We start from the raw sequence: 18,950 nt of genomic DNA, 5'->3' as shown, positions 1-18,950 counted from the left end.
CGAAAAATGACCGTCTCGTCCGAATTGTCCAGCGCGGCGTGGGCCGCGGGTTTGCCGCAGTCGCTGCGCGGCGAACTCGCGACGCTCGAGGAGGCGTACTTCCGCCACGTCGACGCGGGCGATGTGGACTGTGCGATCACCGGCATCACCCAGATCTTCCGAAGGCATCTGGAGTTGGCCGTGACGCGCCGCCCCGGTCGCGCCCTCGTGCGGGTGTATCACCCGGACGACCGCTCCGGTATCGGGGCCGCGGTGCAGATCGTCACCGACGACATGCCGCTGCTGGTCGAGTCGATCAGTTCGTCGCTGAGCCGCCTCGGTGTCAGTGTCAGCGAGATCATCCACCCGATCTTCGAGGTGGAACGAGATGAAGACGGGCGGCTGACGCACGCCGCCGCGCACGAGGTGGACGGCACCGGTGGCGCGGGGCTGCGGGAGTCCTGGATGCACGTGCAATTGCACCCGTCGACCAGTGCGGCGCTGCTGGCCAAGGTGGAGTCCGCAGTGCCGGACGTGGTGGACGACGTGCGTCAGGTGATCGGTGACACCGAGGCCATCGAAGAGGTGCAGAGCAAGCTGGCCGACGACCTGGAACTGGCCGCGCGATCCGGGTCCGCGCCTTTCCCCGCGACCGAACTGACCGACACCGCCGCCCTGCTGCGCTGGCTGGCCGGGGGGAACTTCACCCTGCTCGGATACGCGCGCTACCGGCTGAGTTCCGACCAGGGCCGGGAGATGTCCACCGTCGTGCCCGACACCTGCCTCGGCGTGCTGCGGCCGGACGTCGGCACCGACTTCCACGTGCCGGTCAACGGCGGTGACCGTCCGCTGCTCACCCTGACCCAGGGTCTGGTACCCGCGACCGTGCACCGTGCGGTGTATCCGTACTTCGTCGGCGTCGCGGATTTCGACGCCGACGGAACGATCGTCGGCGAACACCTGTTCATCGGCGTCTTCACCGTCACCGCCGTGCACGAGAACGTCTTGGACATCCCGGTGATCGAACGCCGGGTCCGCTCCGCGATCGAGGAGAGCGGATTCGACCTGGACTCGTTCTCCGGTCAGGCCATGCTCGAGGTCATCCAGTCCTTCCCGCGCACCGAACTGTTCTCCGCCGACGGTGACACGCTGCGCCGCACCGCCACCGCCGTGCTGAGCGTCGGCCTGCGGCGCCAGGTGCGGCTGTTCCTGCGCGCGGACACCTACGGCCGCTATGTCGCCTGCCTGGTCTATCTGCCGCGTGACCGGTACACCACCAGCGCACGGCTCGAGATGCAGGAGATCCTGGTCCGTGAACTGGGCGGCGTGTCCATCGACTACTCCGCGCGGGTGGGCGAAAGCGAATTGGCGCGTGTGTATTTCACCGTGCGCATGCCGGAGGCCGAGCTCGGCGTCCCGCGTCGTATGCCGCCCGGCGCCGATACCTCCGAGCCCAACCGGCTGCGTTTGCAGAACCTGCTCGCCGAAGCCAGCCGCACCTGGGACGACCGGCTGAACGACGAGGTGAGCACGTCGACGGTGCTCGATCCCGCGGTGGTGCAGCGGTACGCGGAAGCCTTCCCCGAGGGCTACAAACAGGATTTCGCCGCGGCCCGCGCGCTGAAGGACATCGTGCGCCTCGAGCGTCTGCGCGACGGCGACATCGACCAATTCCTGTATCGGAAGCCCGATTCCGCGCCGGGTTCGTGGCGTTTCACGCTCTACGTCGGAGGCAGCGGCATCTCCTTGAGCCAGGTGCTCCCGCTGTTGCAGAGTCTCGGCGTGGAGGTGGTCGACGAGCGGCCGTACCAGATCGAACTGGAGGCCGCGGCCGACGGCGCAGGCGGTGAGCGGTGGATCTACGACTTCGGCCTGCTCGCTCGCCCGGAGCTGCTGCGCAGTTCGCTCGATCGCGATCTGGACGCCGAACTGCTCGAATCCGCCAAACGCGCCGACGTGCTGGAGGCGGAGGTGCGCGGGCTGCGGGAACGGTTCGTGGAAGCCTTCGAGGCCATGTGGTACGGCCGCGCGGAGGCGGACGGCATGAACGAGCTCGTGCTGCGTGCCCGGTTGCCGTGGCGCGCCGTGTCGATCCTGCGCACCTACGCGAAGTACTTGCAGCAGGCCGTCTTTCCGTACAGCCAGGCCAATATCTGCCGCGTGCTGCTCACCTATCCGGATATCGCGCGCCTTTTCGCCGACCTGTTCGCGGCGCGCTTCGATCCCGACACCGTGTCCGCCGAGCATGCCGCGGAGCTGGAAACCCAGGTGCGCGGGCGGATCGACGAGGTGGTCAGCTTGGACGCCGACCGCATCCTGCGTGCGATCCTCGGTCTGATCAAGGCGACCTTGCGGACCAATTACTACGTGACCGACGCGGAGGGCAGGCCGCGCGATTTCGTCTCGGTGAAGGTCGAACCACGAGAGATCGCCGAACTGCCGAAGCCGAAGCCGCAGTTCGAGATCTTCGTCTACTCGCCGCGGGTGGAAGGCGTGCATCTGCGCTTCGGACCGGTAGCCCGTGGTGGCTTGCGGTGGTCGGACCGGTTGGAGGATTTCCGCACCGAGATTCTGGGCTTGGTGAAGGCGCAGGCGGTGAAGAACGCGGTGATCGTGCCGGTCGGCGCCAAGGGCGGTTTCGTGGTGAAGCAGCCGCCCGCGTCCACGGGTGATCCGGTCGCGGACCGGCAGGCGTTGGGTGCGGAGGGTGTGGCGTGCTATCGCACGTTCATCTCCGGTCTGCTCGATGTCACCGACAACGTGGATCGGGCGAGTGGGGAGGTGCTGCCTCCGGCCCGGGTGGTGCGGCGGGATGGTGACGACACCTATCTGGTCGTCGCGGCGGACAAGGGGACCGCGACGTTCTCCGACATCGCCAACGACGTGGCCAAGAGCTACGGTTTCTGGTTGGGTGACGCTTTCGCCTCCGGTGGTTCGGCGGGGTATGACCACAAGGCGATGGGCATCACCGCCAAGGGTGCGTGGGAGAGCGTCAAGCGGCATTTCCGTGAGATGGAGATCGACACGCAAACCCAGGACTTCACCGTGGTCGGTGTCGGTGACATGAGTGGTGATGTGTTCGGCAACGGGATGTTGTTGTCGGAGCACATTCGTCTGGTGGCCGCTTTCGACCACCGTCACATCTTCCTCGACCCCGACCCGGACGCGGCCCGCTCGTATCGGGAGCGGCAGCGGATGTTCGCGTTGCCGAGGTCGTCGTGGGCCGATTACGACACCTCGCTGATCAGTCCCGGTGGCGGGGTGTGGGATCGCACCGTGAAGGCCGTGCCGATCAGTCCCCAGGCCAGGGCTGCCCTCGGACTGGGCGACGACGTCGTGTCGCTGTCGCCGCCGGATCTGGTTCGCGCCATCCTGCTGGCTCCGGTCGATCTGCTGTGGAACGGCGGTATCGGCACCTACATCAAGGCGAGCACGGAGACCAACGCGGAAGTAGGCGACAAGTCCAACGACGCCGTCCGGGTCAACGGGAACCAACTGCGGGTCAAGGTGGTCGGCGAGGGCGGCAACCTCGGCGCCACGGCGCTGGGCCGCATCGAGTTCAATCGCAACGGCGGCAAGATCAACACCGACGCGCTGGACAACTCCGCGGGTGTGGACTGCTCCGATCACGAGGTCAACATCAAGATCCTGCTCGACGCCGTGGTCTCCGGCGGCCAGCTGCCGCAGGAGGAGCGCAATCCGCTGCTTGCCTCGATGACCGACGAGGTCGCCCGGATGGTCCTGCAGGACAACGTGGCGCAGAACTTCCTCATGGGCCTCTCGCGCACCGAGGCGCAGCAGATGCTGAGCGTGCAGATGCGGCTGATCGAGGAACTCGAGCAGCGTCGCGGCCTCGACCGCGAACTCGAGGCGCTGCCGTCGGATCAGGAGATGAAGCGCAGGCTGGAGGAAGGCTCCGGACTGGCCTCACCGGAACTGGCCAATCTGATGGCGCATGTGAAGCTGTCGCTCAAGTCCGACCTGCTCGGGTCGGATCTGCCCGACAGCCAGTACTTCGCGGCCCGGCTGCCGGAGTACTTCCCCACACCGCTGCGGGATCGTTTCGCAGCGGCGATCAAGCGGCACCGGCTGCGCCGGGAGATCGTCACCACGATGATCGTCAACGAGATGGTGGACTACGGCGGCATCACCTACGCGCACCGGTTGAACGAGGAGGTCGGGGCGACCACCACCGACGCGGTGCGCGCTTTCGCCGCGGCGAGCGGGATCTTCGACCTGCACGAGCGATGGGCGCGAATCCGCGCCTGCGACGCGCCGACCCCGGTGCGCGACCTGCTGGAACTGGAGACGAAGCGGACGCTGGACCGCGCGTCCCGGTGGCTGCTGAGCAACCGGCCGCAGCCGATCGCGGTGGGCTCCGAGATCAGCCGGTACCGCACCGACGTGCGCGAACTCGCACCCAAGGTGCCGGGATGGCTGCGCGGGCACCACGTGTTCACGCTGACCGACCGGTCCGCCGAGCTGATCGCTCGCGGCGCGCCGACCGACCTGGCCACCGAGGTCTTCGGCCTGCTCCATCTGTTCCCCCTGCTGGACATCGTGGATATCGCCGACATCACCGACCGGGACGGTGACGAGGTCGGTTCGCTGTATTACGCGCTCAACGATCACCTCAAGATCGACTGGCTGTTGCAGGCGGTCAGCCATCTCGAACGCGGCGACCGCTGGCACGCGCTGGCGCGGCTGGCCCTGCGCGACGACATGTACGGGTCGCTGCGCTCGCTCACGCTCGACGTGCTCTCCGGCGGCGACCCCGAGGAGACGGCGGACGAGAAGATTGCATACTGGGAGTCGAAGAATCAGTCCCGCCTCGGGCGAGCCAGGGCGGCGCTGTCGGAATTGTTCGAGTCCGGAACCCACGATCTCGCCACGTTGTCGGTTGCAGCGCGGCAAGTGCGGAGCATGGTGAGCGGGGTGGGCGCTCAATCGGAGGTACCACGTTGACGAGTTCGGTGCGGGGAAGCGGGAAGGCCGCGGGCAGCCTGGTGCTGCCGAGGCGGTTCCACGCCAAGGTGGACGTCAGGTGGTCGGACATGGACGTGTTCCAGCACGTGAATCATGCTCGGATGGTGACGCTGCTGGAAGAGGCGCGGATCCCGTGGCTGTTCGAGGACGGCCGCCCGACCGCGCCGCTGCGCGAGGGCTGTGTCCTCGCCGATCTGCGGGTCCGCTACCGCGGTCAATTGCGGCACGAGGACACGCCGCTGGACATCGCCATGTGGATCGAGCAGTTGCGCGCGGTCGACTTCACCATCGGCTACGAGGTGCGCGCGGCGGGCGCGCAGCCCGACTCGCCCGCCGCCGTGGTGGCGTCCACGCAGATCGCGGCGTTCGACATGCGTGCGCAGCGGTTGCGCAGGCTCACCGACGCCGAGCGTGATTACCTGTCGGAATGGATGGAGTGAGCGACCGCGCGTCGATGGTGACCGAGTGCTGACGGCGGAGCAGCCGTGATGACGGGACAACGAGTGCTGCACGTGCCCGATCCGGCGGAGCGGGAGAATCTCGCGACGTTCCTGACCAGGGCCGTGCGGCTGGACCCAGCGGCGGTGGTGCGCCTGCGCCGCCGCGGGGACGAGTACGTCTCGGCGTGGGTGGCGACGGGCTTCGAGGCGCTGGCGATGCGCACCGTGGTCGCCGAACTCGGCGTCGATGATGTGACGGTCGGCGCCGATGTGGTGCTCGCCGGTTCGGCCACCGGCGGTCCGATCGACCTCGGCTATTCGATGGACTCCGCCTGGCGCGGCGCGCTGCCACCCGTCGACGGTTTCGCGCACGTCGACGATGTGCCCGCGCGCACGCTGGTCGAACTCGCCGAGCAGGGCGCGCAGCTGGCGAAGGAACACGGCAGCGGTCACGGTCCGCCCGCCTCGTTGCTGGATCAGGCGGTGCTGACCGTGTCCGGCGCGAGCACGCGGGTGGAGGTGCCGATGCGCGTGGTCTTCGCGCTCACGGCGATGGACTTCATCCCGCACTCGGGGGAGAAGGCCGACCCCCGGCGTATTCCACCCGCCGAGATCGTCCGCGTCCGCGCGACCAGAACGTGGCTGCGGCTCGACGCCCGCTATGGTTCGGTGGCCCGTCGGCTCGGCGGTGGGATTCCTCTGCTGCCGCAGTGACTTTCCCGAGGGCGGTCGGGCGCATGCCGGGCGGGTGATTCGCGCGCCGGAGCAGGGAACGCCGGTGGGCTCGACCGTGCGCGCAATGGCGCGGCCGCCACCAATCGGCCGGTATCGCCGACGATCCGGCAGGCCGACCGTGCGCCCAGCATCGTGCGGGGGCGCAAGCAGTCCGACGATCCGGCAGGCCGACCGTGCGCCCAGCATCGTGCGGGGGCGCAAGCAGTCCGACGATCCGGCAGGCCGACCGTGCGCCCAGCATCGCGCGGGGGCGCAAGCAGTCCGACGATCCGGCAGACCGACCGCCCGCCTCGCATCGTGCGGGGCCACAAGCACTTCGACGTGCAAGTGGCTGGTGGATAGTTTCCTCGGCCCGGCCGACTCAACCCACGAGCGATAGCCGGAGGCGACGCAGGCGTTGCCTTCTCGTGACGTGCCGCGCGCCGGAGAAGGTCTGAACGGCGCAGAATGCGAGGTCGAGGTCGGCAGGTTCCGGCGGCGTTGGTCCCGAGAGTCCTCCCAGCCGGTCGAGGGTTGGATTCAAGCGGCGCAACGGCTTTCGCAGTGGGAGGTCCCACTGTGATTTCTCGAGTAGCAAACAATTGCTCGGAAGCGATCGATGGATAGGCGGCGCCGTCGGCAGGAGGGGACGGCGCCGCCTGCCTCCGCGCGAAACCGGTTGCCGAGCATCCCGTCTGCTCAAGAGATGCCGAGCAGGCGGATGAATGCCGTTGTCGCGGCGGCGGCGAGGATCACCAGCAGAATGGGTCGCCGGAACCAGGCCACCAGCCCGCCGGCGAGAACGCCTGCGGGCATGGCGAATCCGAGGTCGGCGGTGCCCAGCGGCAGGGTGGTGACGGCCACGAGCGCGGTGAGCAATACGACGGCGCCGATCTCCAGCAGTCGCACCACGCGGGCGGGCAGGCGTACTCGGTCGCGGAGCGCGGGTCCGGCCCAGCGGAAAACGTAGGTGCCCGCGGCGAGTGCGACGACTCCGGCGGCCAGCATCACGCCGCTCCCGTCGCGGTCGCCGGTTCCGGCTTTTCCCGCGCCGCGACCAGCACCCCGGACAAGGCGAGCAGCACCGGCAGCCCCGTGGGCAGGAACGGCGCGCTGACCAGCGCGATCGCGGTGCCGACAGCCACCGCGGCGAGCGTGGTGCGCTCCCGCAGCGCGGGCAGCACCAAGGCCAGCAGAACGGCGGGGAACACGGCATCGAGTCCCAGCGCCGAGGTATCGGTGACCACCGATCCGATCAGCGCGCCGACGGCGGCGCCGCCCGGCCAGGCGAGCAGCACCCCCGCGCCGGTGATCCAATAGGCCGCGCGCCTGCGTCGCGCGTCCGGCTGCGCGATGGTCATCGCGACGGACTCGTCGTTCATGAGATGGACGCCCAGCGAGCGCCGCCAACCCGTGCCGACTGCATCGGGAACCGACAGCCCGTACGGCACATGCCGGGCGTTCACCAGCAAGCCCGCCAGCACCGCCGCGATCGGACTGCCCCCGGCCGCGACGATCCCGAGAAACAGGAACTCCGAACTCCCGGCGAGCACCACACACCCGAGCAGCACCGGCAGCCAGACCGGAAAGCCCGCCGCGACCGCGGTAGCCCCATAGGAAACCCCGATCACCCCGACAGCGAGACAGACCGCCCCGATCCCGAGCAGCGCATCCCGATCCAGTGTTCGCCATATCGAACGCATGTTGTTTATAGTGAACATGGCGCCCCGCTTCGTCAATATGGTTTCCCCGGCGCGGCTCCATCCGGGCAAGCCCCGGCGGCCGGGCCATTCTGCGGCAGGCGTGTCGCGGAGGATGGCGCCAGGGAGCCGGATCATCGGCGGTGCGCGAGAAGGGTGGTTGCGAGATGCCCGGTGCTTACACGACGACCTGGTCCGGGGCGAGCCTGATCAGCACCGTGGGGGCCTCGCCCGTCCCGCTGCCTCGGTCACGCGGTTCTGGGTCGCAGGGCAACCAAGGATCGCGCCGCAACCGAGCCAGGCCGCCCAGCGCAACACCAAGCCGTCGGCGCAACAAGAAGCCGCAGCGGCGACAGTCCCTCGCGCAGCAAGTCCCTCGCTCGGCAACAGGTCGTTCGCAACAGCAGGCCGGTGGTGCGACAGCGGGTGGTTTCGCACGGCAGGCGTTCCCGCCGAAGCGTCAGCGCCGGGTGGAACCGCACGACGAGACCGCACAGCCCAACCGCAGGTTTCGAGCGAAGCGAGACCTAGCATTGTCGGTTCGCGGCCCGGCTCGCGAACACGCCGCGACGAGGTCGCGGCCGAACAAGCACAGCGAACACCCAGCGTCGCAGGCGCTGGAAGAACCAACGGAGCGGGAGATGACGCAGCAAGACGCGACGACGACCCCCAAGGCGGTGATCGCCGCCGCCCTCCGCCGCGAGCGCACTCGGGCCGGACTGTCGTTGAGCGAGGTCGCCAGCCGAGCCGGCATCGCGAAATCCACCCTCTCGCAACTGGAATCGGGAACCGGAAACCCGAGCCTGGAGACCTTGTGGGCGTTGTGCGTCACGCTGGACATGCCGTTCTCCCGCTTGCTCGATCCGCCGCGCCCGAGCGTGCACGTCATCCGCGCCGGTGAGGGGCCGGTGGTGGCGGCGGAGCAGTCGGAGTACCGGGCGACGCTGCTGGCGGCCGGACCGGCCAATTCCCGCCGCGACCTGTTCCGCATCACCGCCGAACCGGGGCATGCCCGCCGATCGGATCCGCATAGCGTAGGCGTGATCGAGCATGTGCTGCTGGCGGAAGGGCGCGCACTGGTCGGCCCCGTCGACGCGCCTGTCGAATTACACCCGGGCGATTACATCGCGTACCCGGGTGACCAGCCGCATGTCTTCGAAGCGCTGGCGTCGTCGACCTGGGCGACGCTGGTGGTGGAGTACACCTGATCGGTCAGGCGGCGCCTTCGCCCAGGTACTGCAACCACACCGGGTCGAGTTCGGCGGTGGTGGACAGCAGGCGCCAGTGCGGGCCTTTCGGGGAGACCAGCGGGGCGCGCAGCGTCCAGCCCAGCTCGCTGAGCAGTTTGTCGGCTTTGCGATGGTTGCACGGCGCGCAACTGGCGACGCAGTTCTCCCAGGAATGTTCCCCGCCGCGGCTGCGCGGGATGACGTGGTCGATGGTCTCGGCCTTGCCGCCGCAGTAGCCGCAGCGGTAGCGATCCCGGTGCATGAGGGCGGCGCGGGTCATCGGCACCCTGGCGCGATACGGAACGTGCACGTAGGTGCGCAGGCGGATCACCGAGGGAATGGTCACCGACGTATCGGCGGAGTGCACTACCGGTCCTTCGTCGTTGTGGTGAACGGCGTCGGCCTTGTCGCAGATGAGCAGGACGATCGCGCGGCGCGCGGACAATGCGGTGAGCGGCTCGTAGGTGGCGTTCAACAGCAGCACCCTGGTCTTGAGCCAGTTCGTGCCCTCGGACGGCGGGGCGGTGGGGCGGGGTCCGTGGTCGTGATGGCCACGATGTCCACCCGGATATCGTTCGGACAAGATGTGCAGCGGAGTAGCCCCCGACCCACGATTGTGGACGTCGGCGGGCTGGAGTTGTCGGTGCGCTCGCGCCTCTGATCGGGCGCCGTGCCGCTGCTTCATCTCGACCTCGATTTCATGATTGGCAGGATCATGTGGTATCTGCAAAGCAGAGACTGTCACCCAGTTGACCATGGAATGTCGGGCATTGCACGGTGATTTTCGACAATGTCCGGTTAACTGTGGCTGAAGTGCCATTTCGGCGCGATGTTCCGGTTGCCGATCGGCGATGTGAGGGCGGTGCGGCGGCGGCGCCGGGGCGCGGGCACAATGGACAGCGGCGCATCCGGTGAAGCGAGAGGGTCTATGACTTCGGGCGAGCAAACGGCGACGTCGTTCTATGAGGCGATCGGTGGGGCGGAGACGTTCCGGCGGCTCGTCGCGACGTTCTATCGCGAAGTGGCCGCCGACGAAGTGCTGCGTCCGCTGTATCCGGAAGAGGATCTCGGTCCGGCGGAGCGTCGTTTGCGGATGTTCCTGGAGCAGTATTGGGGCGGTCCGCGCACTTACTCCGACGAGCGTGGTCACCCCCGGCTCCGCATGCGGCACATGCCGTTCACCATCGGTCCGATCGAGCGGGACGCGTGGCTGCGGTGCATGCATATCGCGGTCGCCGAGATCGAGCCGGAAACCCTCGACGACGAGCACCGCAAGGCGCTGCTCGACTATCTGGAGATGGCGGCCAACTCCTTGGTGAACGCACCGTTCTGACCACGCGCGCAGCACCGCGGCGATGGTGTGTTTTCTACCGCGTTGTGATGGCGAAGTATTCGCTGATGAACAGCAGGTGACCGGAGGTTTGCCGGTGAGAGGTGGAGCGGAGCACTGTTTTTCGTCTCTCCCGCTGGCTGTGCTGAGTATTTGCCCGCCATTCGAAACGGTGGGACGCCTGAAGGCTTGCGCGTCGAAACTTTGGCACTATTGCGGATGTGAGTGATGCACCAGCCTTAACGGCGTCGGTGGATCGTGCCACGCAGTCGTGGTGGCGGTCGGCCGTGTTCTACCAGGTTTATCCGAGATCTTTCGCGGACGCGAGCGGAGACGGGATCGGCGATCTCGGGGGAGTCCGGGACAAACTGGGCTATCTCGAACTGCTCGGCGTGGATGCCCTGTGGATCTGCCCCGTGATGCGTTCGCCGATGGCCGACGGTGGCTACGACGTTGCCGATCCCCGCGACATCGATCAGCTCTTCGGCGGGCTCGCCGCGATGGACGCGCTGATCGCCGAGGCGCATGCCCGCCGGATCAAGGTCACCATGGACTTGGTGCCCAATCACACCAGCGACCAGCATCCGTGGTTCCGCGCGGCGCTGGCGGCGGCTCCCGGCAGCCCGGAGCGCGACCGGTACATCTTCCGTGACGGCCGTGGACCCGGTGGCGCCGAGCCACCGAACAACTGGCCGAGCATCTTCGGCGGCCCCGCCTGGACCAGGATCACCGAGCCCGACGGCACGCCCGGCCAGTGGTACCTGCACCTCTTCGCCCGGGAACAGCCCGACCTGAACTGGTCGAATGCCGAGGTCGCCGCCGACTTCGAACAGACGCTGCGGTTCTGGCTCGACCGCGGGGTGGACGGGTTCCGGATCGACGTCGCGCACGGCATGGCCAAACCCGACGGTCTGCCGGACATGCCGGAACTGTCCGTCTCGGCCCTGCTCGCGCACGACGACAGCGACCCGAGGTTCAACAATCCCGCCGTGCACGACATCCACCGCCGGATCCGCAAGGTGGTCGACGAGTACCAGGACGCGGTGCTCATCGGCGAAGTGTGGGTCGACGACAACACCCGCTTCGGCGAGTACGTGCGCGCCGACGAACTGCACCTGGCGTTCAACTTCCGCCTCGCGGAATCGGCGTTCGACGCCGACGCGGTGCGCGACGCCGTCGACAACTCGCTGGCCGCCGTCGCGCCGGTCTTCGCCGTGCCGACCTGGACCCTGTCCAACCACGACATCGAGCGGGAGGTCACCCGGTACGGCGGCGGCGCGCTCGGCGTCGCGCGGGCGCGGGCGATGATCCTGTTGGAACTCGCGCTGCCTGGCGCGGTGTTCATCTACAACGGCGCCGAACTGGGACTGCCCAATGTCGACGACCTGCCGGACGAGGTCTTGCAGGATCCGGTGTGGGAGCGCTCCGGCCACACTCAGCGCGGCCGCGACGGCTGCCGGGTTCCGCTGCCGTGGGAGGGCGCCGCGCCGCCGTACGGGTTCACCACCGGGACGCCGTGGCTGCCGATTCCGGCCGACTGGGCGCCGCTGACCGTCGAAGCCCAGCTCGAGGAGCTGGGGTCGACCCTGTCGCTGTATCGCCTCGCGATCGAGCTGCGTGCCCAGCGGCCGGAGTTCGCGGGGGACCGGATCGAGTGGTACGGCAGCCCGCCGGGTTGTCTGGCGTTCCGCAGGCCGGGTGGGCTGGTGTGCGTGCTCAACGCCTCGGACCTGCCCATCCAGCTACCGCCCGGAGACGTGCTGCTGTCAAGCGCGCCGACCGACGGCGGCCAGCTGCCGCCGAACGCGGCTGCCTGGTTGGTCTGAGGAGCACCGGAAAACCCCAGCTCACGGTGGGTGAACCGGACACGGACGGCACTCCGGCTCGACCGGACGGAGAACTACTACAGAGGATCGTCTACCTTTGATCCGTGAGCATTCTCGAGACAGTGCTGATCTTCGCCGGCATACCGCTGGTGATCTACGGCATCATCGCCGGATTGTCGTTCCTCGGTAAGCCGCTGCCTGGCGAGAAGCCGGTCCACTTCACCCTCGGTCAGAAGTGGACCGCGTCGCCGGTGCTGTGGAGTGCCACCGAAGAGGTGATCGGTTCGGGTCACCACTTCGCGGATACACCGCATGAACCGCATGCGGCCATCGAGTCCACCGCGGTGGAGCTGATCGGAGGACGGGCAAGTGGCAGGTTCTAAGTGGCCCGCGGTGGTCGAAGCCGATTTGCCGCACGGATACGCGATCACCAGTAGCGGCCGCGTCTCCGGCGTGCACGAGGCGGGCGACGTGTTCAAGGAAGCGCCGTTCACCGACGTCGAGCGGCTCACCATGGACAACGTGCTCACCGAGGCGACCCGCGCGACGAAGGTGCGTTTCAACGTCTACATCGGCGATCTGGGCGATGACCCGGCCGCATCCGCGGACGCGATCTTTCCCGGCACGCCCGAGGCGGCGCACTCGGTGCTCATCGCCGTCTCGCCGAACGAGAAGGCGATCGAGGTGCGCTCCGGCCGGGCCGTCGCCGACCGTGCGAACGATCGCGTCTGCCAGCTCGGCGTCACCGCCGCGCTGAGTTCGTTCCGGCAGGGGCAGCTGATCGATGGTGTGGTCTCCGCCGTCCGCGTGATGGCCGCCGCCATCGGCAGGTAGGGAAACGCAGCACCGGCGCGTCCACCCACCCAGGGTGGACGCGCCGGTTTCCGTTCTACGGCTGGGCGTCGAAGGCGCGGGCGCGCAGCGAGCGTTCGATGCCCGCCTTGCCCTCGCTGACCAGCCGGCGCAGCGCGGGCGGGTGATCGCCGGCCAGGAACTTGTCGGCGACGGCCACCGCGTCCTCGCTGATCGCCCAGTGCGGATAGAGGCCGACCACCACGGTCTGGGCGACCTCGCTGGAGCGCCGCTCCCAGACGCCGGGCACCTCGGCGAAATACCGCTCCACGTAGTCGGCGAGCAGTTCACCCTGCCCGGCGGGCGCGAAGCCGCTGACGATCGAGCGTGCGGTGACGTTGGGCACCGAGTCGTCGCCCATCACCGTCGTCCACGCCTGCTCCTTCACCTCGGCGATCGGGCGCGCCGTCGCCGCGGCGGCCGCCTGCCGCTTGCCCGCGGCCGTGGGATCGTTGGCCAGTTCCTCGTCGATGACCGGCGTGTGCAGCCCCTCGGCGTCGATCTCGCCCGCCGCCGCGAGCGCCGTCACGATCCGCCAGCGCAGGTCGGTGTCGACCACCAGGCCGGGCAAGCCGACCTTCGCCGGGTCGCCGTCGCGCAGCTCGCTGAGCACCTCGGTGTGCCAGGCCGACAGCTTCGCGCCGGTCAGCGCGTTGACGAAGGCGAGCTGGTGGTCGGAGCCCGGCTCGGCTTCGCGCGCCAGTTCCAGCAGCCGGTTCGCGTATTCCGGCCAGCCGGTGGTGGCGGCCCATTCCGGCTCGGCGTAGCTGCCCAGCGCGGTGTTGGCCTGCATCAGCAAGCGCTGCACCACACCGATCTCGCTCTCGGCGCCGACACCGCGCTCGACCAGCGCGACGAAATCGCGGGCGCGGAACTCGGCCTGGCGCGTCATCTCCCAGGCCGCCGACCAGGCCAGCGTGCGCGGCAGCGGCTCGGCGATGTCGGCGATGCGGTTGACCAGCACGTCGAGCGAATCGGCGTCGAGGCGGATCGAGCAGTAGGTCAGGTCGTCGTCGTTGACCAGCACGAACTGGCCGCGCGGGATGCCGACCAGCTCGGGCACCTCGGTGCGCTCGGCGGCGTCGAGGTCGAGTTCGACGCGCTTAGTGCGCACCAGTTTTCCGTCCTGATCGTCGTAGACGCCGATCGCGAGACGGTGCACGCGCCGCTCGCCCGCGCCCGGCTGCGCGCCCTCCTGCACGACCGCGAACGAGCTGAACCGGCCTTCGGCGTCCACCTCGAAGTCGGGGCGCAGGATGTTGAGGCCGGTGGTCTTGAGCCACTGCGCGCCCCAGGTGGACAGGTCGCGGCCGGACGACTTCTCCAGCGCCGACAGCAGATCGTCGAAGGTGGCGTTGCCGTAGGCATGGTCGGCGAAGTACGCGCGCAGGCCGGCCAGGAACGGCTCCAGGCCGACGTAGGCGACGAGCTGCTTGAGCACGCTGGCGCCCTTGGCGTAGGTGATGCCGTCGAAGTTGACCTCGACCGCGGCGAGATCGGGGATGTCCGCGGCGATCGGGTGCGTGGACGGCAGTTGGTCCTGCCGGTAGGCCCAGGACTTCTCCACGTTCGCGAAGGTGGTCCATGCGCTGGTGTACTCGGTGGCCTCGGACTGGCACAGCACCGAGGCGAAGGTGGCGAAGGACTCGTTCAGCCACAGGTCGTCCCACCACTTCATGGTGACCAGGTCGCCGAACCACATGTGCGCCATCTCGTGCAGCACGGTCTCGGCGCGGCGCTCGTAGGACGCCCGGGTGACCTTGGACCGGAAGACGTAGTCCTCCAGGAAGGTCACCGCGCCCGCGTTTTCCATCGCGCCCGCGTTGAACTCGGGAACGAACAATTGGTCGTACTTGCCGAACGCGTACGGGACGCCGAAGTTGCGGTGGTAGAAGCCGAAACCCTGCTTGGTCTCGGTGAACAGCCGTTCGGCGTCCATGTGCTGGGCCAGCGAGGCGCGGCAGTAGATGCCGAGGGGGATGTCGCCGTGCTCGTCGGTGTAGACGTCGGTCCACTGCGCGTACGGACCGGCGATGAGCGCGACGAGGTAGGTGCTCATCTTCGGGGTGGTACGGAAGACGTGCTTGCCCGGCTCCGCCACGAGCGGCTGCACCACGGCCGCGTTGGAGATGACCTGCCAGTCCTCCGGTGCGGTGACGGCGAGGTCGAAGGTGGCTTTGAGGTCCGGCTGGTCGAAGCAGGCGAACATCCGCTTGGCGTCGGCGGTTTCGAACTGCGAGTACAGGTAGACGGCGTCGTCGGCCGGGTCGACGAACCGGTGCAGGCCCTCGCCGGTGTGCGAGTACTCGCAATCGGCTTCCACCACCAGCTCGTTGCGCTCGGCGAGGTCGTTCAGCGTGATCCCGGTCGACTCGTCGTAATCGGAGACGTCCAGCGCGGTCCCGTTGAGCACCGCCGAGCGCACGCCGCGCGCCACGATGTCGATGAACGTGCTCGCGCCCGGTTTCGCGGTGAAGGTCACGGTGCTGCGGGAGAAGAAGGTCTGCTCGCCCGGCCTGCCCGCGCCGTCGGTGAGGTCCAGTTCGACGCGGTAGTTCTCGACCGACACCGTCGCGGCGCGTTCGATCGCCTGGTCGCGAGTGAGATTGGGTGCGGACATAAGGCTCCTTCGTGGTCGAAGAACTGGCACGGGCGACACCCACGATGCCATTCGGCGTGGCAGTTCGCGCGGGAGTTTCCCGATCAACCCTAGTGTTCGCGGGCACCTGCGCGCCGGTTCGGCGGCGTGACCACGACGGCGCGGCGGCCGCGCTCGGGGGCGGCGGTATTGTGCCTGGTACAGCGCAGGTTCACCCCACGGATTCGGAGGCTCGACGTTGAAGCATGTGCACGCCGGGAAGGTGCGTGACCTGTACGAGGACGGCGACACGCTGCTGCTGGTCGCCTCCGACCGGGTGTCGGTGTACGACGTGGTGCTGCCGACGCCGATCCCGGACAAGGGCGCCCTGCTCACGCAGCTGTCGAACTGGTGGTTCGAGTACTTCACCGACGTGCCCAACCATGTCGTCTCCGCCACCGATGTGCCCGCCGAGTTCGCCGGTCGCGGCATCCGGGTCAAACCGCTGAAGATGGTCCAGGTGGAGTGCATCGCGCGCGGCTACCTGACCGGGTCCGGGCTGGTGGAATACCGGCAGACGGGCTCGGTGTGCGGGATCGCGCTGCCGCCCGGCCTGCGCGAGGGCGACAAGCTGCCCGAGCCGATCTTCACGCCGACCACCAAGGCGTCCGAGGGGCACGACGAGTCGATCACCTTCGCCGACGTGGTGAACCAGGAGGGGCGTGCGGTCGCCGAGCGGCTGCGCGAGCTGACCCTGCACATCTACGCCCGGGGCGCCGAGCACGCGGCCGAACGTGGTGTGATCGTCGCCGACACGAAGGTCGAATTCGGCTGGGACGGTGATGTGCTCACCCTCGGCGACGAAGTGCTGACGTCGGATTCGTCGCGGTTCTGGCCCGCCGACGAGTGGGAGCCGGGCCGCGCGCAACGCTCGTTCGACAAGCAGTTCGTCCGCGACTGGGCCACTTCCACCGGCTGGAACAAGGAGGCGCCCGGCCCGGAGATCCCGGCCGACATCGTCGCGGCGACCCGCCAGAAGTACGTGGAGGCCTACGAACTCGTCACCGGCCGGAGCTGGGCGGACCTGCCGCGATAACGGTCAGTCCGCGAGCAACTCGGCCAGCCGGTCCAGACACGGCCGTTGCCCCGCGACGAGCTTGTCCCGGGCGGTGTGCGCATCGAACCATTCCGCGCGGTCGACCTCGGGGAACTCCGCGAGGCGGCCGGAACGCGGCGGCCATTCCAACTGGAATGTTCCCGGTACTACCGCGGCGGGATCGAGGTCGCCTTCGACGGCCCAGACGGTGAGAACCTTCTTGCTGTAGCGCACCTCGCCCAACGGCAGCCATCTGCCGGCCGGGACCGGCAGCCCGAGCTCCTCGGCGAACTCCCGGCTCGCCGCGGCCTCGGCGTGCTCCGCCTCCGGCTCGTACTCGCCCTTCGGAATCGACCACGCGCCGAGGTCTTTTCGCGCCCAGAACGGACCGCCCATGTGTCCGAGCAACACCTCGACGGCGCCATCGGGGTTCCGGCGGAAGAGAAGGACTCCCGCACTGTGTTTGCCTGCCACACCGCGTAGTCTGCCCGGTCACGTTCGGCCGAGCGTTCTCGCCCACTGCCACGCGGGCACTCGCTCACCCCGTGACGTTCGCCCTCGCCTCCTGGCGCAGCCGTGCCGCGCGGAGCGTGAGATAGTCGCGCTCGGGGACGCTCGTCGTGCGGGCGGCGGCCTTGGTATAGCAGCCGATGGCCGCGTCGACCGCACCGGCCATCTCGTGCAGATGGCCGCGCACCGCGTCGAGCCGGTGCGTGCCCGACAGGTGGTCGTCCAGCGTCTCGACCAGCGCGAGACCCGCTTCCGGCCCCGCCACCATGGCCGTGGCCACCGCGCGGTTGAGCGTCACCATGGGGTTGTCCGAGAGCCGTTCGAGCCGGTCGTACAGCGCGAGGATCTTGGTCCACTCGGTGTCCTCCGAGCGCGGAGCCTGCGCGTGCAGGACCGCGATGGCCGCCTGGATCTGGTACGGCCCGCGCAAGCCGCCCGCGAGCGTGCCGGTGACCAAGGTCGTCCCCTCGGTGATCAGCGCACGATCCCACCGCGCGCGATCCTGCTCGGCCAGCGGGATGAGTTCGCCGTGCGCGCCGGTGCGCGCGGCGCGACGGGCATCGGTGAGCAGCATCAACGCGAGTAGACCGGTGACCTCGCTGTCGTCCGGCAACAGCCGGTGCACCGCTCTGGTGAGCCGGATCGCCTCGTCGGACAGGTCCGTGCGCTGCAATGCGTGCCCCGAGCTGCTGGTGTGGCCCTCGTTGAAGATCAGGTACAGCACGTGCAGCACCGCGCCGAGCCGCTCACGCCACCGCTGGTCACCCGGCTGCGCGAAGGGACGCTCGACCGTGGCGAGTTTCTTCTTCGCCCGCGTGATGCGCTGCGCCATCGTCGCTTCCGGCAGCAGGAAGGCGCGGGCGATCTGTTCGGTGCCGAGACCGCCCACCGCGCGCAGCGTCAGCGCGATGGCGGCGGCGGGCGTCAGCGCCGGATGACAGCACAGGAACAGCATGGTCAGGGTGTCGTCGTGGTCGACGGGCACGGCGTCGGTGACCTCGCGGTCGAAAGCCGTGGTCTCCCTGCGCCGCCGGGCCACCTCCGCACGCACGGCGTCGGCCATGCGGCGCTGCGCCACCTGGACCAGCCAGGCCCGAGGATTGTCCGGCAGGCCCTCGCTCGGCCACTGGGTCGCGGCCGCGAGCAGCGCTTCCTGCAGCGCGTCTTCCGCGGTGTCGAAGTCACCGAACCGGCGGACGAGCGTTCCGAGGACCTGCGGCGCCGAAGTGCGCAGCAGGTCCTCGGTGCTCGCCGGGAGCGGTGTGTCGTCGGGCACCGCACTCCGGTCGCTCATTGCTCGGTGGCGGGGGCGCCCATCACCGCGCGAACTTCGATGTACTCGCCGATCGGTTTGCCGCCGGGGCCGGGGGCGGCGGAGGCCTGGGCGGCGATCTCGTAGGCCCGCTCGGGGCTGTCCACGTCGACGATCCAGTACCCCGCCAAGAACTCTTTGGTCTCCGGGAAAGGCCCGTCCGTGACCACCGGCGCCGACCGGCCGTCCGAACTGACGATCCGCGCCTGCTCCGGACCGGCCAATCCCTGCGCGTCCACCAACTCGCCCGCCTCGGCCAGTTGCGCACCCAGCGCGCGCTGGAAGTCTATGTGCGCCCGGATCTCTTCCGGGGACCATTCGTCGATCGGTGTGTCGCAGTAAGCGGTCGGCCCGTAGGTCTTCAGCAGCATGTACTTCATGGTCGGTTTCCTCTCCGG

Annotated in this window: 16 protein-coding genes; 9 read left to right on the top strand and 7 right to left on the bottom strand. The window is 68.7% G+C overall.

Going from position 1 to position 18,950, the window contains the following annotated elements; genetic code table 11:
• Positions 1-6 precede the first annotated feature (6 nt).
• Genes NB3_RS14730 through NB3_RS14720 form a run of 3 tightly spaced genes read left to right on the top strand, consistent with a single transcriptional unit; the run spans position 7 to position 6,119 of the window.
• Positions 7-4,944 carry an NAD-glutamate dehydrogenase gene (locus NB3_RS14730; protein WP_067802602.1) on the top strand — a complete coding sequence of 1,646 codons (4,938 nt, stop codon included), beginning with the start codon at positions 7-9 and terminating at the stop codon, positions 4,942-4,944.
• Positions 4,941-5,405, top strand: a complete 465-nt coding sequence (locus NB3_RS14725) for an acyl-CoA thioesterase (protein ID WP_067802599.1) — start codon at positions 4,941-4,943, stop codon at positions 5,403-5,405. Before NB3_RS14730 ends, NB3_RS14725 begins: the two co-directional genes overlap by 4 nt.
• Positions 5,406-5,453: 48 nt before the next feature.
• The gene (locus tag NB3_RS14720) at positions 5,454-6,119 is read left to right on the top strand and encodes a DUF8185 domain-containing protein (RefSeq protein WP_067802596.1); all 666 of its coding nucleotides are present in this window, start codon (positions 5,454-5,456) and stop codon (positions 6,117-6,119) included.
• Between the two features lie 699 nt (positions 6,120-6,818).
• Here NB3_RS14720 and NB3_RS14715 read toward each other — a convergent pair.
• Together NB3_RS14715 and NB3_RS14710 are read right to left on the bottom strand one after the other, a co-directional pair.
• Complete coding sequence (locus NB3_RS14715; protein ID WP_067802593.1) at positions 6,819-7,127, bottom strand: AzlD domain-containing protein; 309 nt, start codon at positions 7,125-7,127, stop codon at positions 6,819-6,821.
• On the bottom strand, positions 7,127-7,822 hold the full coding sequence (locus NB3_RS14710) for an AzlC family ABC transporter permease (protein ID WP_067802590.1): 696 nt from the start codon (positions 7,820-7,822) through the stop codon (positions 7,127-7,129). Before NB3_RS14710 ends, NB3_RS14715 begins: the two co-directional genes overlap by 1 nt.
• Before the next feature lie 638 nt (positions 7,823-8,460).
• Between NB3_RS14710 and NB3_RS14705 the strand changes: the two genes are divergently transcribed.
• On the top strand, positions 8,461-9,027 hold the full coding sequence (locus NB3_RS14705; RefSeq protein WP_067802587.1) for a helix-turn-helix domain-containing protein: 567 nt from the start codon (positions 8,461-8,463) through the stop codon (positions 9,025-9,027).
• A 4-nt stretch (positions 9,028-9,031) separates the two neighbouring features.
• Here the strand turns inward: NB3_RS14705 and NB3_RS14700 are convergent, their stop codons facing one another.
• On the bottom strand, positions 9,032-9,733 hold the full coding sequence (locus NB3_RS14700; RefSeq protein WP_174553203.1) for an HNH endonuclease: 702 nt from the start codon (positions 9,731-9,733) through the stop codon (positions 9,032-9,034).
• 243 nt (positions 9,734-9,976) lie between these two features.
• Between NB3_RS14700 and NB3_RS14695 the strand changes: the two genes are divergently transcribed.
• The 4 genes from NB3_RS14695 (at position 9,977) to NB3_RS14680 (ending at position 13,038) form a co-directional block, all read left to right on the top strand.
• Entirely contained in the window at positions 9,977-10,381 is a 405-nt protein-coding gene (locus NB3_RS14695) for a globin (RefSeq protein WP_067802585.1), read from the top strand.
• Positions 10,382-10,599: 218 nt separating this feature from the next.
• Positions 10,600-12,204, top strand: coding sequence for a glycoside hydrolase family 13 protein (locus tag NB3_RS14690; RefSeq protein ID WP_067802582.1), 1,605 nt, complete (start codon positions 10,600-10,602; stop codon positions 12,202-12,204).
• A 104-nt stretch (positions 12,205-12,308) separates the two neighbouring features.
• Complete coding sequence (ctaJ, locus tag NB3_RS14685; protein WP_067802579.1) at positions 12,309-12,587, top strand: aa3-type cytochrome oxidase subunit CtaJ; 279 nt, start codon at positions 12,309-12,311, stop codon at positions 12,585-12,587.
• Positions 12,574-13,038 (top strand): DUF5130 domain-containing protein, encoded by a 465-nt coding sequence (locus tag NB3_RS14680; protein ID WP_067802576.1) that lies wholly within the window; start codon positions 12,574-12,576, stop codon positions 13,036-13,038. Before ctaJ ends, NB3_RS14680 begins: the two co-directional genes overlap by 14 nt.
• Before the next feature lie 55 nt (positions 13,039-13,093).
• On the opposite strand, the gene pepN is transcribed toward NB3_RS14680, so the two are convergent.
• Positions 13,094-15,676: an aminopeptidase N gene (gene pepN, locus NB3_RS14675; RefSeq protein ID WP_067802573.1), complete on the bottom strand. Its 2,583-nt coding sequence runs from the start codon at positions 15,674-15,676 to the stop codon at positions 13,094-13,096.
• 217 nt (positions 15,677-15,893) lie between these two features.
• Between pepN and NB3_RS14670 the strand changes: the two genes are divergently transcribed.
• Positions 15,894-16,730, top strand: coding sequence for a phosphoribosylaminoimidazolesuccinocarboxamide synthase (locus NB3_RS14670; protein WP_067802570.1), 837 nt, complete (start codon positions 15,894-15,896; stop codon positions 16,728-16,730).
• Positions 16,731-16,733: 3 nt separating this feature from the next.
• Here NB3_RS14670 and NB3_RS14665 read toward each other — a convergent pair whose 3' ends face one another.
• The 3 genes from NB3_RS14665 to NB3_RS14655 form a co-directional block, all read right to left on the bottom strand.
• Entirely contained in the window at positions 16,734-17,204 is a 471-nt protein-coding gene (locus NB3_RS14665; protein ID WP_067802567.1) for an NUDIX hydrolase, read from the bottom strand.
• Positions 17,205-17,268: 64 nt separating this feature from the next.
• Entirely contained in the window at positions 17,269-18,534 is a 1,266-nt protein-coding gene (locus NB3_RS14660) for an RNA polymerase sigma factor (RefSeq protein ID WP_067802564.1), read from the bottom strand.
• Positions 18,531-18,932 carry a YciI family protein gene (locus NB3_RS14655; RefSeq protein WP_067802561.1) on the bottom strand — a complete coding sequence of 134 codons (402 nt, stop codon included), beginning with the start codon at positions 18,930-18,932 and terminating at the stop codon, positions 18,531-18,533. Before NB3_RS14655 ends, NB3_RS14660 begins: the two co-directional genes overlap by 4 nt.
• Between the last annotated feature and the right edge of the window lie 18 nt (positions 18,933-18,950).

Source organism: Nocardia beijingensis NBRC 16342 (genome assembly GCF_001612785.1).
Taxonomy (GTDB): Bacteria; Actinomycetota; Actinomycetes; order Mycobacteriales; family Mycobacteriaceae; genus Nocardia; species Nocardia beijingensis.
This window is presented reverse-complemented; position numbering and strand designations above follow the sequence as displayed.

What these genes read in the sequence shown, in the direction of transcription:
- NB3_RS14730 (WP_067802602.1), top strand. Translation starts at nt 7, where the DNA reads ATGACCGTCTCGTCCGAATTGTCCAGCGCGGCGTGGGCCGCGGGTTTG.
- NB3_RS14720 (WP_067802596.1), top strand. Translation starts at nt 5,454, where the DNA reads ATGACGGGACAACGAGTGCTGCACGTGCCCGATCCGGCGGAGCGGGAG.
- NB3_RS14715 (WP_067802593.1), bottom strand. Translation starts at nt 7,127, where the DNA reads ATGCTGGCCGCCGGAGTCGTCGCACTCGCCGCGGGCACCTACGTTTTC.
- NB3_RS14710 (WP_067802590.1), bottom strand. Translation starts at nt 7,822, where the DNA reads ATGCGTTCGATATGGCGAACACTGGATCGGGATGCGCTGCTCGGGATC.
- NB3_RS14705 (WP_067802587.1), top strand. Translation starts at nt 8,461, where the DNA reads ATGACGCAGCAAGACGCGACGACGACCCCCAAGGCGGTGATCGCCGCC.
- NB3_RS14700 (WP_174553203.1), bottom strand. Translation starts at nt 9,733, where the DNA reads ATGAAGCAGCGGCACGGCGCCCGATCAGAGGCGCGAGCGCACCGACAA.
- NB3_RS14695 (WP_067802585.1), top strand. Translation starts at nt 9,977, where the DNA reads ATGACTTCGGGCGAGCAAACGGCGACGTCGTTCTATGAGGCGATCGGT.
- pepN (WP_067802573.1), bottom strand. Translation starts at nt 15,676, where the DNA reads ATGTCCGCACCCAATCTCACTCGCGACCAGGCGATCGAACGCGCCGCG.
- NB3_RS14660 (WP_067802564.1), bottom strand. Translation starts at nt 18,534, where the DNA reads ATGAGCGACCGGAGTGCGGTGCCCGACGACACACCGCTCCCGGCGAGC.
- NB3_RS14655 (WP_067802561.1), bottom strand. Translation starts at nt 18,932, where the DNA reads ATGAAGTACATGCTGCTGAAGACCTACGGGCCGACCGCTTACTGCGAC.